The sequence below is a fragment of the Bacillus sp. YP1 genome (assembly GCF_000877815.1).
GTDB classification, from domain to species: domain Bacteria; phylum Bacillota; class Bacilli; order Bacillales; family Bacillaceae; genus Bacillus; species Bacillus subtilis.
Genome location: NZ_CP010014.1, coordinates 2727235 through 2745674, shown reverse-complemented (window position 1 = coordinate 2745674; position 18440 = coordinate 2727235). Strand labels below are relative to the sequence as shown.

Sequence of the window (18440 nt, the reverse complement as noted above, 5' to 3'; positions counted from 1 at the left end):
TCCTTTTTTGCTTTACATATCGTATGATGGGTATAAAAATGTGTGAATGCCTAATCAGGTTCTCCGGATGTAATTTTGGAGTAAGGAAAGCATATAGAAAAAAAGGAGGCGGCTGTTTTGATTGTAGAGAAAAGAAGATTTCCGTCGCCAAGCCAGCATGTGCGTTTGTATACGATCTGCTATCTGTCAAATGGATTACGGGTTAAGGGGCTTCTGGCTGAGCCGGCGGAACCGGGACAATATGACGGATTTTTATATTTGCGCGGCGGGATTAAAAGCGTGGGCATGGTTCGGCCGGGCCGGATTATCCAGTTTGCATCCCAAGGGTTTGTGGTGTTTGCTCCTTTTTACAGAGGAAATCAAGGAGGAGAAGGCAATGAGGATTTTGCAGGAGAAGACAGGGAGGATGCATTTTCTGCTTTTCGCCTGCTTCAGCAGCACCCAAATGTCAAGAAGGATAGAATCCACATCTTCGGTTTTTCCCGCGGCGGAATTATGGGAATGCTCACTGCGATCGAAATGGGCGGGCAGGCAGCTTCATTTGTTTCCTGGGGAGGCGTCAGTGATATGATTCTTACATACGAGGAGCGGCAGGATTTGCGGCGAATGATGAAAAGAGTCATCGGCGGAACACCGAAAAAGGTGCCTGAGGAATATCAATGGAGGACACCGTTTGACCAAGTAAATAAAATTCAGGCACCCGTGCTGTTAATCCATGGAGAAAAAGACCAAAATGTTTCGATTCAGCATTCCTATTTATTTGAAGAGAAGTTAAAACAACTGCATAAGCCGGTGGAGACGTGGTACTATAGTACATTCACACATTATTTCCCGCCAAAAGAAAACCGGCGTATCGTGCGGCAGCTCACACAATGGATGAAAAACCGCTGACAGTGAAATATGTTATGATAAAGAAAAAAGAGAACGAAAGGGGATTTCACTTTGGGAATGCCTGTTGAATTTAATACACTGATTGTGACAAAAGGAAAAGAAGTTCGCATAGATGAAAATATATTCACGTTAGAGAAGGACGGATACCGAGTATATCCGATGGAGATTCCAATGGATGTACGCAAAACAAAGTTTGGCGAAAAGTCAGGCACAGCTGAAGTGCAGAAGCTTCAATGGGAAGAAGGCCGGACCATCATTACGTACAAGCTGACTTCTCTGCATTCTGTCAATTAAAACAAGCCAAGAGCGTTATCGCTCTTGGCTTTTGCTTTTTAAACGAGAGGGCCGCCTGCCTGTGCAATGGCATCTGTATGTGCGAACTTTTTAAAATTCTCTTTGAATTCATTTGCGAGGTAGACAGCTTTTTCTTTGTATTCTTCCTTGTTGGTCCACGTGTTTTCCGGCTGAAGAATATGATCAGGAACGCCAGGTACGTGAATTGGGATGTGCAGGCCGAAAATATCGTCAGTCATCATTTCAGCATCCTCTAATTTGCCTTCAATCGCTGCTTTGACCATCGCTCTTGTGTAAGAAAGCTTCATGCGTTCGCCTGTGCCGTAGCCGCCGCCGGTCCAGCCGGTATTCACCAAGAAAACCTCTGCGCCGTGCTCATCAATCTTTTTGCCGAGCATTTCAGCATAGACGTGAGCGGGAAGCGGCAAAAACGGTGAGCCGAAGCATGTGGAGAACGTCGTCTCAGGAGACGTCACACCGCGTTCGGTTCCGGCTAGCTTGCTCGTATAACCGCTCAAGAAATGGTACATCGCCTGCTCCTTCGTCAATTTGCTGATCGGCGGCAGGACTCCGAATGCATCAGCCGTCAAAAATACAATGGCTGACGGGTGGCCTGCCATGCTTGGAGTCACAATGTTGTCAATCATATGAATCGGGTAAGCCGCCCGCGTGTTTTCAGTATAGAAGGAATCATCGTAATTGGCTTCACGTGTATCTTCATCAACAACAACATTTTCTAGAACAGACCCGAAGCGAATCGCGTTAAAGATCTGAGGCTCCTTTTCTTCGCTTAAATGAATGCACTTGGCGTAGCAACCGCCTTCAATATTAAAGACGCCTGTGTCAGACCAGCCGTGTTCATCGTCGCCGATCAGCTTGCGGTCAGCATCGGCTGACAGTGTGGTCTTGCCTGTTCCAGACAGTCCGAAGAAAAGGGCGACATCGCCTTTTTCACCAACATTGGCGGAGCAGTGCATGGATAGAATGTCCCTTTCAGGGAGCAGGAAATTCATAATGGAGAAAATGGATTTCTTCATTTCTCCGGCATATTCGGTTCCGCCGATCAAAATCGTCCGCTTTTCGAAGGAGACAATAATAAACGTTTCGGAATGTGTGCCGTCTGTTTGTGGATCCGCTTTGAAATGCGGAGCGGAAAGAATGGTAAACGGCTGTTCAACTGTTTTCTTATCATTGCCTTCCGGGCGGATAAACAGCTGTCTGGCGAATAAGTTGTGCCATGCGAACTCATTTACGACGGTGATCGGCAGCCTGTATTTTTCATCTGCTCCGGCAAATCCTTCGAAAACAAACAGCTCATCTCGCTGTTTCAGGTAGCTGACAACTTTCGTGTACAGCCGCTCAAACGCTTCTTCTGAAATCGGCTGATTCACCGGGCCCCAATCGATCTTATTTTTCGTGCTTTCTTCCTCCACGATGAATTTATCTTTAGGTGAGCGTCCTGTGTAAGCGCCTGTAGTCGCACGAACAGCACCTGTGGATGTTAAAATGCCTTCGTTTCGGGAGAGGACTTTTTCTGTTAGCTGTGCTGCTGATAAATTATGACGCACATTTGGACATGTTAATAAGGCTTGTAAATCAGCGGTCAAATCAACTGAGTTCATATGAAACCTTCCTTTATCGTTTTTTGTGTTTTGCTAATTGTGAATTAGTATAACATATATTTTCAAATAGTCTATACTATTTATTATTTTTTGTGTGTGCATTTCCATTGTTTTCCCTCAATATAGGTGCCTATTTCTTCTGAATCATATTGACATTGCAAACCCTTTTACGATAAGATATTTCATTGAGCGGATACTCTTATCCCGAGCTGGCGGAGGGACAGGCCCTATGAAGCCCAGCAACCGGTTTCTCTGTTATTTATTATGTTCAACTGAGTGAGACAACCAAGGTGCTAACCTGTTGCAAGGTTGTATGATTCCTTGAGCGATAAGAGTGAAAGGCACAAAGACCAAACCCTTTCCTCGATGGAAAAGGTTTTTTTATTTCATAAATATGCCAATTAACATTCTCTAATATAACTGTACATTGTATAAGAGGGAGCGAGTTCCGTATCATATATACAAGGTCTTTCGGGAGGCCTTGTGCAGGAGGAAGCAAATCATGAGTAAAAATCGTCGTTTATTTACATCAGAATCTGTTACGGAGGGGCATCCGGATAAAATCTGTGACCAGATTTCTGACAGCATTTTAGATGAAATTTTAAAGAAAGACCCTAACGCGCGTGTTGCTTGTGAAACATCTGTGACAACAGGTTTGGTTCTTGTAAGCGGAGAGATCACAACTTCTACGTATGTTGACATTCCGAAAACGGTTCGCCAAACCATTAAAGAAATCGGATACACACGTGCAAAATACGGATTTGATGCGGAAACTTGTGCGGTTTTAACATCAATTGATGAGCAGTCTGCTGATATCGCGATGGGCGTAGACCAAGCGCTTGAAGCCCGTGAAGGCACAATGAGCGACGAAGAAATTGAAGCGATTGGTGCGGGTGACCAAGGATTAATGTTCGGTTATGCGTGCAACGAAACGAAAGAGCTTATGCCTCTTCCAATTTCACTTGCCCATAAATTAGCCCGCCGCCTAAGTGAAGTCCGTAAAGAAGATATTCTTCCGTACCTTCGCCCTGACGGCAAAACACAGGTAACGGTTGAGTACGATGAAAATAACAAACCAGTCCGCATTGACGCGATTGTTATTTCAACTCAGCATCATCCTGAAATTACACTTGAGCAAATTCAGCGCAACATTAAAGAACATGTCATCAATCCGGTTGTTCCTGAAGAGCTGATTGATGAAGAAACAAAATATTTCATCAACCCTACAGGACGTTTCGTAATCGGAGGCCCTCAAGGGGATGCGGGACTTACAGGACGCAAAATCATCGTTGATACGTACGGCGGCTATGCACGCCACGGCGGAGGCGCGTTCTCAGGTAAGGACGCGACGAAGGTAGACCGTTCTGCAGCTTATGCGGCAAGATACGTTGCGAAAAACATCGTTGCGGCTGAGCTTGCTGATTCTTGCGAAGTACAGCTTGCTTACGCGATCGGTGTTGCACAGCCTGTGTCAATCTCAATCAACACATTCGGTTCAGGAAAAGCTTCTGAGGAAAAACTGATTGAAGTTGTTCGCAATAACTTTGATTTACGACCTGCCGGCATTATCAAAATGCTTGATTTGCGCCGTCCGATCTACAAACAAACTGCTGCGTACGGCCACTTTGGACGTCACGATGTTGACCTTCCATGGGAGCGCACAGACAAAGCGGAGCAGCTGCGTAAAGAAGCGTTAGGAGAATAATTTTATAGCCGCTTACTGGTTAAGCGGCTTTCCCTTTTTTATCGTTGTATTCATGTTTATTTTTTTACATAACTGTGAAACCAAATACTATTCACAGCGTCTATAAATAGGGGTTCAATGATGACAATTTTAATTATGGAGGCAATACTATGTGTGGATTTGTCGGGGTTTTTAACAAGCATCCGTTAGCTCAAACCGCTGATCAAGAAGAACTAATCAAACAAATGAACCAAATGATCGTTCACCGCGGTCCTGACAGTGATGGATATTTCCATGATGAGCACGTCGGCTTCGGATTCAGACGGCTCAGCATTATTGATGTAGAAAATGGCGGACAGCCTTTATCATATGAAGATGAAACATATTGGATTATCTTTAACGGAGAAATCTATAACTATATTGAACTGAGAGAAGAGCTTGAAGCAAAGGGGTACACATTCAACACGGATTCGGACACAGAGGTTCTTCTTGCGACTTACCGTCACTATAAAGAAGAAGCGGCGTCCAAACTGCGCGGTATGTTTGCCTTTCTGATTTGGAATAAAAACGATCATGTGCTTTATGGGGCAAGAGATCCATTCGGCATTAAACCGTTGTACTACACAACGATCAATGATCAGGTTTATTTTGCCTCAGAGAGAAAAAGTTTAATGGTTGCTCAGAATGATATTGAAATAGATAAAGAGGCATTGCAGCAGTACATGTCTTTCCAATTTGTTCCTGAACCAAGCACGCTTGATGCCCATGTGAAAAAAGTAGAGCCGGGTTCACAATTCACAATCCGCCCGGACGGCGATATCACATTCAAAACGTATTTCAAAGCGAACTTCAAGCCGGTTCAGACTGAAGAAGACAAGCTTGTGAAAGAAGTCCGAGACGCGATCTATGATTCTGTAAACGTTCATATGAGAAGTGACGTTCCTGTCGGTTCGTTTCTGTCTGGCGGGATTGATTCTTCCTTTATTGTGTCTGTTGCGAAGGAATTTCATCCAAGCTTAAAAACATTCTCTGTCGGCTTTGAACAGCAGGGCTTCAGTGAGGTTGATGTAGCGAAAGAAACTGCAGCGGCGCTGGGCATCGAAAATATCAGCAAAGTCATTTCGCCTGAGGAATACATGAATGAGCTTCCGAAGATCGTATGGCATTTTGATGACCCGCTAGCTGATCCGGCAGCGATTCCGTTGTACTTTGTTGCAAAAGAAGCGAAAAAACATGTTACGGTTGCTTTATCAGGTGAAGGAGCGGATGAGCTCTTCGGCGGATATAACATTTACCGTGAACCGCTTTCGCTTAAACCGTTTGAACGGATCCCGTCCGGCTTGAAAAAGATGCTTCTGCACGTCGCTGCCGTTATGCCTGAAGGTATGAGAGGAAAGAGCCTGCTTGAGCGCGGCTGTACTCCGCTTCAAGATCGTTATATCGGTAACGCGAAAATCTTTGAAGAGTCTGTCAAAAAGCAGCTGTTGAAGCATTATAATCCGAACCTTTCATATCGCGATGTGACGAAGACTTACTTTACAGAAAGCAGCTCGTACAGCGATATCAACAAAATGCAGTATGTCGATATCCACACTTGGATGCGCGGCGACATTTTGTTAAAGGCGGATAAAATGACGATGGCGAATTCTTTGGAACTGCGTGTGCCGTTCTTGGATAAAGTCGTATTCGACGTCGCTTCAAAAATTCCTGATGAGCTGAAAACGAAGAACGGCACGACGAAGTATCTTCTTCGCAAAGCCGCTGAAGGAATTGTGCCTGAGCACGTATTAAACCGCAAAAAGCTCGGTTTCCCTGTACCGATCCGTCATTGGCTGAAAAACGAAATGAACGAATGGGTGCGGAATATTATTCAAGAAAGCCAAACGGATGCTTATATCCATAAGGATTATGTCCTTCAGCTTCTTGAAGACCATTGTGCGGACAAGGCTGATAACAGCCGTAAAATCTGGACTGTGCTAATCTTTATGATCTGGCACAGCATCAATATTGAAAAACGGTATATGCCTGAAGAGCTGAGCCATCAGCCTAAAGAAGTCATCTTTGTGTAACAGACAACAAGGCTTTCGAGTAGTCGAAAGCCTTGTTGTTATCCTTTTATTTCTCCATCATCATTGATTTACCCAATCCGTACGGAATATTCAGAAAAATGATATAATGATATTTTTTTCTAGGGGAGAAGAAGCATGCAAAAACAAAAACAAGAGCTGCACCGCGGACTCGAAGAAAGGCATATTTCTTTAATGTCTTTAGGAGCTGCTATAGGAGTAGGGTTGTTCCTCGGCTCCGCATCAGCTATTCAATTAGCAGGGCCTGGTATTTTGGTAGCGTATGCCGCAAGCGGCCTGGTCATGTTTTTTATTATGAGAGCGCTTGGGGAAATGGCCATTCAAAAACCGGTCGCAGGCTCCTTCAGCAGGTATGCGCGTGATTATTTGGGACCGCTTGCAGGCTATTTAACAGGGTGGAACTACTGGTTTTTATGGGTTGTCACCTGTATGGCCGAAATCACTGCTGTCGGCATCTATATGGGGTTCTGGTTTCCTGACGTGCCAAACTGGATTTGGGCATTATCGGCGCTGGTCATTATGACGGGTGTTAATTTCCTGGCTGTCAAAGCTTACGGTGAGTTGGAATTTTGGTTCGCATTGATTAAAATTGTTGCGATCTTATCCATGATTGCTGTCGGTTTATTGATGATTATTGCAGGAGTCGGCAATGGGGGCATTGCAACCGGAATCAGCAATTTGTGGAACAACGGAGGATTTTTCCCTCATGGTTTAAAAGGGGTTCTATTGTCTCTTCAAATGGTCATGTTCGCCTATTTAGGGATTGAAATGATCGGGGTGACGGCTGGCGAAGTAAAAAACCCGCAAAAATCGTTAGCCAAAGCAATCGATACAGTATTTTGGAGGATTTTGATTTTTTATGTAGGCGCTTTATTTGTCATTATGTCTATTTATCCGTGGCAGGAAATTGGCTCTCAAGGAAGTCCATTTGTTCTCACATTTCAAAAAGTGGGCATTCCATCGGCGGCAGGTATCATTAACTTTGTCGTGTTGACTGCCGCGCTGTCTTCATGCAACAGCGGTATTTTCAGCACAGGACGGATGCTGTTTAACTTGGCGGAACAGAAAGAGGCGCCACAAGCATACGGTCAGCTGACGAAAGGCGGCATCCCGGGTAAAGCTGTTCTAGCTTCAGCGGGGGCTTTATTAGTCGGAGTGCTGTTAAACTATGTTGTCCCTGCGAAGGTATTTACTTGGGTTACAAGTATTGCGACGTTCGGAGCGATTTGGACGTGGGCAATCATTTTGCTTTCTCAAATAAAATACAGGAAAAGTTTGAAGCCGGAAGAAAAGAAACAATTAAAGTACAAAATGCCTTTATTTCCGTTTACGTCTTATGTGTCATTGGCATTTCTAGCATTCGTCGTCATTCTTATGGCTTACAGCCCTGATACAAGAGTAGCCGTGATTATCGGGCCGATATGGTTTCTCATCTTGCTGGCTGTGTACTATGGAAAAGGGTTTCACAAAAAAAATGCGGCTGCTGCCAGCGAACGAAATATCAGCTGACAAAAAGAGCTCCCAGTGGGCTCTTTTTGTGTGTGCTCATAGAAAATAGAGAACAGGAAAGAATAGGTATGTGTGTTTGCAGAGGCTGTTTATAGTTTTGTGATAAGATAAAAGTCATACGTTTCATGCTATATGTGAACGTTTTATGGAAAAATTGAAACTCGAACTGTGATGACGTCCGGGTTAACGATGGTTATTGCTTTCAAATATAATTTGAAAAATGGTAAAGTAAGACGAAGCAGGTCTTATGTTTGTTGAAGAAATTTATAATATTGGCCCTTTTCTACATATTCTGACCGTATTCTTTGCATATCTTTTCGGTCTTCTTCCGTCAAAGGGCGGATGACTTTTGCAGGGCGGCCAAAGGCGAGATGGCCAGGCGGAATGGTTTTTCCAGGCGGGACAAGACTGCCGGCACCAATAAAAGCGCCTTCGCCAATTTCGGCTCCGTCTAAAATGATTGAGCCCATGCCGATTAAGGCGTTCTTGCGGATAACAGCGCTATGAAGTGTAACCTGATGGCCTATCGTGGCGTCATCTTCAATGAGCAGCGTCTGGTTCGGGCTTTGATGGAGGCAGCTTAAATCTTGGATATTGACTCTGTTTCCGATTCTGGTCGGCGCAACATCTCCCCTTATGACAACAGAAAACCAAATGCTGGACTGTTCTCCGATCACGACATCACCGGTAATTGTTGCATTATCAGCTATAAAGGCTGTTGGGTGGATATCTGGCTTGTGTTCCTTATAAGGGTAGATCATAAGATTCATCCTTCTTTCTCTATTTAAATTTCGTATGAGGTGAAGAGCATGTGGACCTGGAAAGCAGACAGACCTGCTGCCGTGATTGTAATCATTCACGGGGCAAGTGAATATCACGGACGATATAAATGGCTGATTGAAATGTGGCGGTCCTCGGGTTATCACGTTGTCATGGGCGATTTGCCTGGACAGGGAACAACGACAAGAGCGAGAGGGCATATTCGCTCGTTTCAAGAATACATTGATGAAGTAGATGCTTGGATAGATAAAGCGCGAACTTTTGATCTGCCGGTTTTTCTTCTAGGTCACAGCATGGGCGGTCTGGTCGCGATTGAATGGATTAAACAGCAAAGAAATCCCAAGATTACGGGAATTATTTTATCATCACCGTGTCTCGGACTGCAAATTAAAGTGAATAAAGCGCTTGATCTTGCATCAAAAGGCCTGAATGTCATCGCTCCGTCACTTAAGGTTGATTCGGGATTATCAATTGATATGGCGACGCGCAATGAGGACGTCATCGAGGCTGACCAAAATGATTCGTTATACGTCAGGAAAGTTTCTGTCAGATGGTACAGAGAGCTTTTAAAGACAATTGAATCGGCAATGGTGCCGACAGAGGCATTTTTGAAAGTTCCGCTTCTTGTGATGCAAGCCGGTGATGACAAGCTTGTTGACAAAACGATGGTCATCAAGTGGTTTAATGGTGTTGCTTCTCATAATAAAGCATACAGAGAGTGGGAAGGGCTTTACCATGAGATCTTCAATGAACCCGAGAGAGAAGATGTTTTTAAAGCAGCAAGAGCGTTTACTGATCAATATATTTGAACTAGTAGGGGGTGCATGTGTTGACAGTACCGGAACATCCTTTTGGATTGATGGCAAAGGTATATCGAGATATTTTTCCGCTCGTTCATCAAGAGCTGGACATATGGAAGCAAAAATCAGAATCGATTCATAACAGTGAATTGAAAGCACAGGCAACCGCAAGTATTCGGGACAAAACGTTTCACTGTGAAGGCGGCGGCATACTGGCCTTATTGTCAGGCAGCCAAAAGCAGAAATGTGTCGAGTTTATCATCGCGTATCAAACGATTAGTGATTATTTGGACAATCTGTGTGACCGCAGCACCTCGCTGGACCCGCAGGATTTTCGGATGCTCCATGCCTCAATGCAGGACGCACTGACAGTTGGGGCGGAACTGCAAAACTATTATCAATTCAGGGAAGAACAGGATGACAGCGGATATTTGCATGAACTGGTCAAAACGTGCCAGCGTGTTCTCGGCTCCATTGAGCACTATGACATGATTAAACCTTATCTGCTTGAACTGTGCGGCTATTATTGCGATTTGCAGGTGCATAAGCACGTTATTGAGCATGAGCGTGTTCCGCGGCTTGAAAAGTGGTTTACTCAATATGAATCAGAGCTGCCTGAGATGGAATGGTATGAATTTTCAGCCTGTGCAGGCTCAACGTTAGGCATTTTCTGTCTGGTTGCGTATTCGTTCCAGCCTGATTTCACAGAAAGCACCGCTAAAAAAATCCGCGACAGTTATTTTCCTTACATACAGGGCCTTCATATTCTTCTTGATTATTTGATTGATCAAGAGGAGGACTTGCTGGAAGGAGACTTGAATTTCTGCTCGTATTATCAGTCTCATGAAGAGATGATGGACCGGCTTGAACACTTTATCCATAAAGCCGACGAGCATTTACAAGGCATTCCGCATGAAAACTTCCATCGTTTAATCAATCGCGGCTTGCTTGGCGTTTATTTGTCAGATGATAAAGTGGCGGGCCAAAAGGAAATGGGCCGGCTCGCAAAGAAGCTGATCAAAGCCAGCGGAAAAACCTCCCTTTTCTTTTATATCAACGGCAGAGCCTACCGGAAATTTCAAAAAATGTCCTGGATGAAAAACTCAAAGAAAAAAGCTCAAATCATTTGCTGATCTGAGCTTTTTTTCTCGATGGCGACAATAAATGGCGGGTCATTTTGCTGATTGATAAATCCGTATGTTAATACACGCGCTGTTTGCTGGTCCAAGTCCCGGCAAAACTCGAGCACGTCGTTTTTTTCAGCTTTGCCTTCCGGGTGGCCATGATAGACGACGAGAACAATTAGACCTTCGTCTTTCATGATGCTGAGAAGCTGTTCAATGGCTTTGATCGTAGAACTGCCGTTTGTCGTAATTGATTTGTCCCCGCCAGGCAAATAGCCGAGGTTAAATACCGCGGCCGCCACTTTGCCATGTGTTTCAGGCGGAAGGGATTCAGCGATTTTGTCATGGCTTTTGTGAAATAACGTTGTTCGCGCTTGATACATGTCACCGAGCCGTTCCTTTGTATTGGCCACGGCTGATTCTTGGATGTCGAATGCGTACACATGACCGTTTTCACCAACAAGCTCCGCTAAAAACTGTGTATCATGTCCGTTGCCCATTGTCGCATCTACGACAATATCTCCTTCTCCCGCGGCCATTTTCAGCAGTTCTTTGCTGTAAGGAAGAATTTTCTTCAAAATCATAGCGCTGATTCCTCCTCAAGCCGCTGAAAGAACTTTCCTTGATAGCTGCCTCGGTTTTCTAGCTCTTTATTAATGGCGCCAAGCACTTCCCATTTGTTGACGCTCCACATTGGCCCGATCATCAACTCAATCGGTCCGTCACCTGTAATGCGGTGGACGATCATTTCAGGCGGAATGATCTCAAGCTGATCGCACACGAGCTGCACATAATCATCTTGAGAAAGAAATTCCAGCTTTCCCTTTTCATATTGCTTGACCATCGGCGTGCCTTTCAGTAGGTGAAGCAGATGGATTTTAATGCCCTGGACATCCAAATCTGCGACGGCCTTTGCCGTTTCCATCATCATGTCCCGGTCTTCCAAAGGCAGCCCATTGATAATATGCGAGCAGACACGTATGCCGTGTTTTCTTAATTTATTGACGCCTTCCACATAGCAGTTAAAATCATGTGCGCGGTTGATCAGAAGTGCAGTCCGTTCATGAACTGTTTGAAGCCCAAGCTCCACCCACAAATAGGTGCGTTCATTCAGCTCTGCCAAGTAATCAACGACATCATCAGGCAGACAGTCCGGGCGTGTGGCGATCGAAATGCCGACCACATCATCTAAAGCGAGGACGGATTCGAATTTCTCACGAAGCACCTCAACCGGGGCGTGAGTGTTTGTGAAAGCCTGAAAATAAGCGATGTACTTGCCGTCCTTCCATTTTTCGTGCATGCGGTTTTTGATGTCATGGAATTGCGTAATTAAATCATCGGCCCGGTTCCCGGCAAAATCGCCGGAGCCTGCTGCGCTGCAAAACGTACAGCCTCCGTGGGCTACGGTGCCGTCCCGATTCGGACAGTCAAAACCGCCGTCAAGCGCTACTTTAAACACCTTATGGCCGAAATGTTCTCTGAGATGATAATTCAATGTATGATAGCGTTTTTCCGTATTTGAATAAGGAAAAGGATTGTTCTGCATCACAATTCATGTGCCTCCTTGCGTACGATTGCATCCTAAAATTGTAGCACGCATTTCACAAGAGAACAAATGAATATCGACCATAAATTACTTTATTGAATAAAGTCAGATGAGGCTACAATATGAATGATGGATGAATTCCATTACCAAGAGGAGGGGTTACTGTGGCAACAAGACAATCAGTAGATGAACATCTCCAGCAATGTATGCAGGCCTATGATTATGCTGAAGAACAGCTGAAAATCGCTTCTAAACAAGAGCATTATAACGATCAAGAATATAGTGATGCACAAATGCAGCTAGAAGATGCGGTAAATGCCTTGAATAAACTATGGCTGTCGTCAAATGATCAGCAGAGAGAACAGCTGTACAGAATGAGACTTCAGCTTCAATCTTTGCAAAATAATATGATCCTGCAGCACCCTCTTGATGTGTAGGAAAACGGACCCTTTTAAAAGGGTCCGTTTTTTTGTAAAAAAAGGATTGACTTTGTGAGTCAAAGTATTTATTGTATTAAGTGTACTAATTGAAGTAATACACTGTAGACACTAATATAAAATCATTTATATATTGACATTAAAGGGAGGCAGTTATGAAACATAAAAAACGAAACAAACGTAACGTGCCAATGCTGATTGCGGCATCTGTGATCGCTTGTTCTTTTTTTCTTGTTCTCGTGATGATCGGTTTTGAATGGCAAAAAAGTATAATTGATCATTTTTATCTATAAAAGGTTCAGATCGTATAGAAAGTAGGGAAGTAAATGATTCAAATCGATCCAAGAAGCTCAACACCCATTTACGAACAAATTATTCAGCAAATGAAAGAGCTTTGTTTGAAAGGGATCATGAAGCCTGGTGATAAGCTTCCTTCTGTCAGAGAATTGGCAACGATCATTATTGCGAATCCGAACACTGTCAGCAAAGCGTATAAAGAACTTGAGCGAGAGGGGATTATTGAGACGCTGCGGGGCAGAGGGACCTATATATCGGAGAATGCAAAAACGACACTGGTTGAAGGGAAGATGACGATGATTAAAGAGCAACTCAAACAGCTCATCATCGATGCACACTATGCAGGGGTTGAGCTGGAAAAACTGCACGAATGGATAAAGGAAATCAGCGCTGATGTGAAGGGAGGCAAAAAAAATGATTGAACTGCGGCAGCTGTCAAAAGCGATTGACGGCAATCAAGTATTAAAAGATGTTTCATTAACAATCGAAAAAGGAGAAATCTTTGGATTGCTTGGACGCAATGGATCGGGCAAAACGACGATGCTTCGCTTAATCCAGCAAATCATTTTCGCTGACAGCGGAACGATTTTATTTGACGGCGTAGAAATCAAAAAGCACCCGAAAGTCAAACAAAATATCATCTACATGCCTGTTCAAAATCCGTTTTACGATAAGTATACATACAAGCAGTTAGTCGATATTTTGAGAAGAATATATCCGAAATTTGATGTCACGTACGCGAATGAGCTGATGAACAGATACGAAATTCCGGAAACGAAAAAATACCGTGAGCTGTCGACAGGCTTAAAAAAGCAGCTATCGCTCGTTCTGTCGTTTGCGGCGAGACCGGCGCTGATCCTCCTTGATGAGCCGACGGATGGTATTGATGCGGTAACTAGACATGATGTGCTGCAGCTGATGGTCGATGAAGTGGCAGAGCGTGATACGAGTATCCTGATTACGTCCCACCGGCTTGAAGACATAGAGCGGATGTGCAACCGAATTGGCTTTCTTGAAGATAACAGGCTGACCAACGTCATGGATCTTGATGAATTAAAAGAAGAATACATCAAAATACAAATGGCGTTTGACACAGATGTCAATCTGGCCATCAGAGAGCAAAACATTCCGATGCTCGATCAGGCCGGCGTGTTTTACACAGTGCTGATTCCGAAAAGCGATGAGGAGAAAAAGAGCTTTTTGAGAGAGCTGAAGCCAAAAGTATGGAATGAGCTTCCTGTCAACCTGGAAGAAGTGTTCATTGCGAAGTTTGGAGGGAAGCGGAGATGGTAGACCGAGGTCTCCTCTATCGAGAGTGGAAGCAGAATCAAGTGGTGATTTTGTTAAGTATCGCGTTTTTAGTGCTGGCAAATCCGCTTTCTATCGTTAATACGTATTTGTCTTATCAAGGATGTCTTGATCGCCAAGACCCGCAATATTGTGATTTTATTGTGAATTATTCCATAAGCAATCTGATAGATCTCAACTGGGTGCCGGGTGTCATTTTGGCGGTCTGCTTCCTAGGAATGGAACGTTCGAAAGGCACGATGGATTTTATATTAAGCCTTCCATATAACAGAAGCCAAATTTTCCAGACGAAATTTTGGTTAGGCGGTTTTGTGATTGTGCTGTCGCAATTGATTGGCTTTTTACTCGCATGGCTGCTGATTGTTGTCTATAACCCTGAACACGTCTACTTTTTTGAGCACAGCAGCGTTGGAGTAATTGTGATTAGTTTTATGGCTTTTTCACTGGTGATGGCCGCCGGAGCGTTAACTGGAAATGCTTTTGCCCAGCTGTTAACGGCGTTTTCTGCAGCTATATTGCCGTATTTAATTATTGCATTGCCGGTTGGAAACCTTGAAGTTGTTTTTGGTGTGAGTATATGGGAAATGTTCCCTTCCCCTGAGAGTTATTTCTCTCTGGCAAGCAATTTATCGAACCTAGTACCGATTAGTTACGTTGTAAATGAATGGATGACTAACAGTAAATATCTTTTATTGATTCCAGCCGTAATGAGCATTCTATTTTACTTGATTGGTTTGATAAGCTTCAAAAAGCATCCAAGTGAACGAAACGGACACTTTTTCTTATGGAACAGATTAGACCGTCCGGTGCAAATTCTGGTTATGGCTTTCGGCATCCTTGGATTTGGTTTATTTGGATACTATACCGGACATTCCATTATTGGTTATATTTTGGGTATGATCATTGGGGCAGTGGCTGGATTCTTTGTGAGCTACTTCTCTATTTATAAGAAAACAAAAGTGTAAGAAATGCCTTAGGTTTGGAGGGAAGTGAGTTGCCGGATTCCGGACTGCTTTACAAAGAGTGGCGGCAGAATAAAGTCGCCTTAGTTATCACCATTTTGGTTTTTATATTAGGTAATCCATTATCAATTTTAAATATGTATCTCATCTATCAAGGCTGTGTCACTGGAAAAGAAAATTGGGTCGGCCCCTGCGTATTCAGCGTTGATTATTTAAACAGCTCATTTATCTCATTGTTTTGGATTTGGGGAGTCGTTTTGGCGGTCAGCCAGCTAGGGATTGAACGAAGCAAGGGCTTTTTTGATTTTACATTAAGCCTTCCTTATACACGAGGGCAGATATTTAACGCGAAGTTCTTTACTAGCGGAATGGTGATTGTGATCCCGCAGCTCATCGGTTATGTTTTATCTGTTTTACTGATTTTGTTTTTGAAGCCTGATCAGGCCGTTTATTTTCACAATTACAGCTTGGGAATGATTATTGTTAGCATGCTGGCTTATTCTTTGGTTATGGCCGGAGGAGCTTTGACAGGCAATAGTTTCGCACAGCTTCTAGTCTCATTTACCGTAGCGATTTCGCCGTTTTTACTCATCAGCCTGCCTGCGATCAACCTGGAGATCCTTTTTGGCGGATCAATCGATTTTATCCATGGTCCAGTACCCAAATGGGTGCAGTATTTCATTCCGATAATTTATATAGACTCGAAATGGGCTGAGAATTCACCATATTATTTAGTGATTCCGGCTATCATGACTATCATCTTCTACATCATCGGCTATATTAGTTTTGTCAAACTATCTAATGAAAGAAACGGGTACTTCTTCTTATGGAAGCCGCTTGACCGTCCGGTGCAGATGATCGTGATTATCATAGGAATCAAGGGCTTCGGCTACTTTGGATTTTCTGCCAGCGAAAGCTTTGCAGGCTATCTCATTGGCATGGCTGCCGGCGCGGTAATCGGTTTCTTGATTAGTTATTTTGCGATTTATAAAAAAATGAAACTTTTGTAAGGGAGAGAGAACATATGATAGATGTTCAGCATATCGACCATTCTTTCACGATCGGAAAAAAGGGCCGTGAGAATGAAGTTCCAGTATTGAAGGATGTTTCATTACGTGTGGCGAAAGGTGAGATCGCCTGTATTGTCGGGCGAAGTGGCTCAGGGAAATCAACGCTTTTGAATTTGATTTCCGGCTACATATCGCCGACAAAAGGGCGGATTGTCATTAATGGCACTGATGTTACGGGGTTTAATGAAAAGGAATGGGCGCAATTTCGGCTTGATCATTTCGGGTTTATTTTCCAAAGCTTTCAGCTCATCCCGGGCTTAACGACGTATGAAAATGTGGAAATGCCACTGGCGTTAAAAGGAATCAAGCCATCTGAGCGGAAGCAAAAGGTGCAGGACATGCTGAAACGCGTCGGTCTGGAAAACCACGCCGCTCATTATCCGAATGAACTGTCAGGCGGCCAGCAGCAGCGTGTCAGTATTGCTCGAGCGTTGATCTTAAATCCTTCGATTATCTTAGCGGATGAGCCGACGGGAAGCCTTGATTCAGAAACGGAACATGAAGTGCTGGAATTGATCCAGCAGCTGAATCGTGAGCGTGGCATTACATTTGTGATCATTACTCACGATGATGAAGTCGCTTCTATCGGACATTCAAAATTTCAGCTTCATGATGGTGTGCTAAAAGGAGGAATTACCGTTGAGGTTTAAGGATCAGGTTCATTTTATCAGAAGAAATATGAAGAAAAACAGACTTCGCGTCTTTATGACGATTCTTGCGACAACAATGGCGTGTGCGTTTTTGGTTGTGCTGTCGTCCGTTGGATTTGGGATTCAAAAGACAATTACAGATATGACAATGAGCCAGCAGATTGTAACGAAAGTCAGTGTAATGGGCAAGGAAGGAGACAAGCCTCTTAAAAAAGCTGATTTAGAGAAGTATGATCACGTAAGGTCAGTTGTAGAAAGAACGCAAGTGTATGAACCAAACAAAGCTACTTTAGGCAATCGTACAAATGAAAGCTCAAATCTCATTTTTACTAATATGAATGATGAATTAAAGGCCAATATGGAATTGGAAAAGGGAAGAGTCGCAAAGTCAGAAAATGAAATCGTAGTAGGATACGACTTCGCAAAGAGATTATTGACGAAAAAAGAATCGGAAGAATATAACAAAAAAATCGAAGAAGCAAAAGGAAATCCAGAAGATATAAAAGAACCAAAGGGCTATACGAAAGATATTCTGAACAAAACAATAGAACTAAGTGTATCGAAGACAGATCCTAAAACAGGGGATGTTACAAAAACAAAAACATATGACTTTAAAATTGTCGGTATTACAAAAAAACCATCTCAAGACTGGATGGAGGACTCAAACATTTTTATCAGTGATCAATTCAAAAAAGATTTTTCGGAATTCTTAGATTTCAAAGGCGGAAATGTTGAAACGAACATTGGTGTTTTTGCTGATAAGTTTGAGAATGTGGAACAGCTGACAAATGATCTAACAGATGACGGGTACTATGTCACATCTGTGACTACCGAACTTGAGGGAGCCAATACCTTCTTCATGGTCTTCAAAATCGGACTGATCTTTGTCGGATGTATCGCAGTTATCATTTCAGCGATCGGCATTTTTAACACGATGACGATGGCGGTGACAGAGAGAACGCAAGAGATCGGCATTATGAAAGCGATTGGGGCGAGCCCGTCAATCATTCGCCGAATGTTCTTGATGGAAAGCGCGTATATCGGAATTTTAGGCTGTGTGATTGGGATTATCATTTCTTACGGCGTGAGCTACCTTGTCAACCTGGCCGTTCCGATGATTCTTGCGGCCACAAGCGGAAGCGATGCGGGGGACTTGAATTACACATTCTCCTACATCCCGGCGAGTCTTGTGATCATTGCCGTTGTGATTTGCGGAGGGGTCGCAGTCATTTCCGGAATGAACCCGGCGAGAAAAGCAACAAAAACCAACGTGCTTACAGCCTTGAGAAGAGAACTATAATGTGAACGAGCCGGCTGAGACAGCCGGCTTTTTCTATAGCACATGCTGGCGTTTTGCTATACACTTGATAAAAAAGGAA

Annotated in this window: 19 protein-coding genes and 1 riboswitch; of the genes, 15 read left to right on the top strand and 4 right to left on the bottom strand. The window is 43.7% G+C overall.

Features of this window, described 5'->3' with window-relative positions:
• Nucleotides 1-117: 117 nt before the first annotated feature.
• Both QF06_RS13480 and QF06_RS13475 read left to right on the top strand, forming a co-directional pair.
• On the top strand, nucleotides 118-891 hold the full coding sequence (locus QF06_RS13480) for an alpha/beta hydrolase family protein (protein ID WP_029318292.1): 774 nt from the start codon (nucleotides 118-120) through the stop codon (nucleotides 889-891).
• Nucleotides 892-942: 51 nt separating this feature from the next.
• Nucleotides 943-1185 (top strand): DUF2584 domain-containing protein, encoded by a 243-nt coding sequence (locus tag QF06_RS13475; protein WP_004398611.1) that lies wholly within the window; start codon nucleotides 943-945, stop codon nucleotides 1183-1185.
• 38 nt (nucleotides 1186-1223) lie between these two features.
• On the opposite strand, the gene pckA is transcribed toward QF06_RS13475, so the two are convergent.
• The gene (gene pckA / locus QF06_RS13470) at nucleotides 1224-2807 is read right to left on the bottom strand and encodes a phosphoenolpyruvate carboxykinase (ATP) (protein ID WP_041851126.1); all 1584 of its coding nucleotides are present in this window, start codon (nucleotides 2805-2807) and stop codon (nucleotides 1224-1226) included.
• 196 nt (nucleotides 2808-3003) lie between these two features.
• Nucleotides 3004-3142: riboswitch (SAM riboswitch) on the top strand.
• A 167-nt stretch (nucleotides 3143-3309) separates the two neighbouring features.
• Between pckA and metK the strand changes: the two genes are divergently transcribed.
• From metK to alaP, 3 genes are all read left to right on the top strand, one after another.
• Entirely contained in the window at nucleotides 3310-4512 is a 1203-nt protein-coding gene (gene metK / locus QF06_RS13465; protein ID WP_003229102.1) for a methionine adenosyltransferase, read from the top strand.
• Nucleotides 4513-4661: 149 nt separating this feature from the next.
• A complete protein-coding gene (asnB, locus tag QF06_RS13460) occupies nucleotides 4662-6560 on the top strand; it encodes an asparagine synthase (glutamine-hydrolyzing) (RefSeq protein ID WP_004398625.1) in 1899 nt (632 codons plus the stop codon).
• A 135-nt stretch (nucleotides 6561-6695) separates the two neighbouring features.
• Entirely contained in the window at nucleotides 6696-8087 is a 1392-nt protein-coding gene (gene alaP / locus QF06_RS13455) for an alanine permease AlaP (protein WP_003229105.1), read from the top strand.
• A gap of 245 nt (nucleotides 8088-8332) precedes the next feature.
• Here alaP and QF06_RS13450 read toward each other — a convergent pair whose 3' ends face one another.
• Nucleotides 8333-8848: a gamma carbonic anhydrase gene (locus QF06_RS13450; protein WP_032726461.1), complete on the bottom strand. Its 516-nt coding sequence runs from the start codon at nucleotides 8846-8848 to the stop codon at nucleotides 8333-8335.
• A 48-nt stretch (nucleotides 8849-8896) separates the two neighbouring features.
• On the opposite strand from QF06_RS13450, the gene ytpA reads away from it, so the two are divergent.
• Together ytpA and tbcS are read left to right on the top strand one after the other, a co-directional pair.
• On the top strand, nucleotides 8897-9676 hold the full coding sequence (ytpA, locus tag QF06_RS13445; protein ID WP_041851124.1) for a phospholipase YtpA: 780 nt from the start codon (nucleotides 8897-8899) through the stop codon (nucleotides 9674-9676).
• Nucleotides 9677-9696: 20 nt separating this feature from the next.
• Nucleotides 9697-10800, top strand: coding sequence for a tetraprenyl-beta-curcumene synthase (gene tbcS / locus QF06_RS13440; protein ID WP_004399076.1), 1104 nt, complete (start codon nucleotides 9697-9699; stop codon nucleotides 10798-10800).
• On the opposite strand, the gene QF06_RS13435 is transcribed toward tbcS, so the two are convergent.
• A complete protein-coding gene (locus QF06_RS13435) occupies nucleotides 10785-11375 on the bottom strand; it encodes a tRNA 5-(aminomethyl)-2-thiouridylate-methyltransferase MnmM (RefSeq protein ID WP_041851123.1) in 591 nt (196 codons plus the stop codon). The two genes, tbcS and QF06_RS13435, sit on opposite strands and share 16 nt — an antisense overlap.
• Nucleotides 11372-12340: a tRNA modification radical SAM protein MnmL/YtqA gene (locus QF06_RS13430; RefSeq protein ID WP_024572829.1), complete on the bottom strand. Its 969-nt coding sequence runs from the start codon at nucleotides 12338-12340 to the stop codon at nucleotides 11372-11374. The genes QF06_RS13435 and QF06_RS13430 overlap by 4 nt, the downstream gene beginning before the upstream one ends.
• 161 nt (nucleotides 12341-12501) lie before the next feature.
• On the opposite strand from QF06_RS13430, the gene QF06_RS13425 reads away from it, so the two are divergent.
• The 8 genes from QF06_RS13425 to ytrF all read left to right on the top strand — a co-directional run bounded on the left by QF06_RS13425 (nucleotide 12502) and on the right by ytrF (nucleotide 18361).
• Nucleotides 12502-12774 carry a YtzC family protein gene (locus QF06_RS13425; RefSeq protein WP_003229117.1) on the top strand — a complete coding sequence of 91 codons (273 nt, stop codon included), beginning with the start codon at nucleotides 12502-12504 and terminating at the stop codon, nucleotides 12772-12774.
• Nucleotides 12775-12929: 155 nt separating this feature from the next.
• Entirely contained in the window at nucleotides 12930-13067 is a 138-nt protein-coding gene (locus QF06_RS21895; RefSeq protein ID WP_003229119.1) for a hypothetical protein, read from the top strand.
• Nucleotides 13068-13100: 33 nt separating this feature from the next.
• Nucleotides 13101-13493, top strand: coding sequence for a GntR family transcriptional regulator YtrA (gene ytrA, locus QF06_RS13420; RefSeq protein ID WP_003229121.1), 393 nt, complete (start codon nucleotides 13101-13103; stop codon nucleotides 13491-13493).
• Nucleotides 13486-14364 carry an ABC transporter ATP-binding protein YtrB gene (gene ytrB / locus QF06_RS13415; RefSeq protein WP_003229123.1) on the top strand — a complete coding sequence of 293 codons (879 nt, stop codon included), beginning with the start codon at nucleotides 13486-13488 and terminating at the stop codon, nucleotides 14362-14364. Before ytrA ends, ytrB begins: the two co-directional genes overlap by 8 nt.
• Entirely contained in the window at nucleotides 14358-15344 is a 987-nt protein-coding gene (ytrC, locus tag QF06_RS13410; protein WP_015483589.1) for an ABC transporter permease YtrC, read from the top strand. Before ytrB ends, ytrC begins: the two co-directional genes overlap by 7 nt.
• Before the next feature lie 29 nt (nucleotides 15345-15373).
• On the top strand, nucleotides 15374-16351 hold the full coding sequence (gene ytrD, locus QF06_RS13405; protein ID WP_043940179.1) for an ABC transporter permease YtrD: 978 nt from the start codon (nucleotides 15374-15376) through the stop codon (nucleotides 16349-16351).
• 14 nt (nucleotides 16352-16365) lie between these two features.
• Nucleotides 16366-17061 carry an ABC transporter ATP-binding protein YtrE gene (ytrE, locus tag QF06_RS13400; protein WP_014477726.1) on the top strand — a complete coding sequence of 232 codons (696 nt, stop codon included), beginning with the start codon at nucleotides 16366-16368 and terminating at the stop codon, nucleotides 17059-17061.
• Nucleotides 17051-18361 carry an ABC transporter permease YtrF gene (ytrF, locus tag QF06_RS13395; RefSeq protein ID WP_041851121.1) on the top strand — a complete coding sequence of 437 codons (1311 nt, stop codon included), beginning with the start codon at nucleotides 17051-17053 and terminating at the stop codon, nucleotides 18359-18361. The genes ytrE and ytrF overlap by 11 nt, the downstream gene beginning before the upstream one ends.
• The last annotated feature ends 79 nt before the right edge of the window (nucleotides 18362-18440 follow it).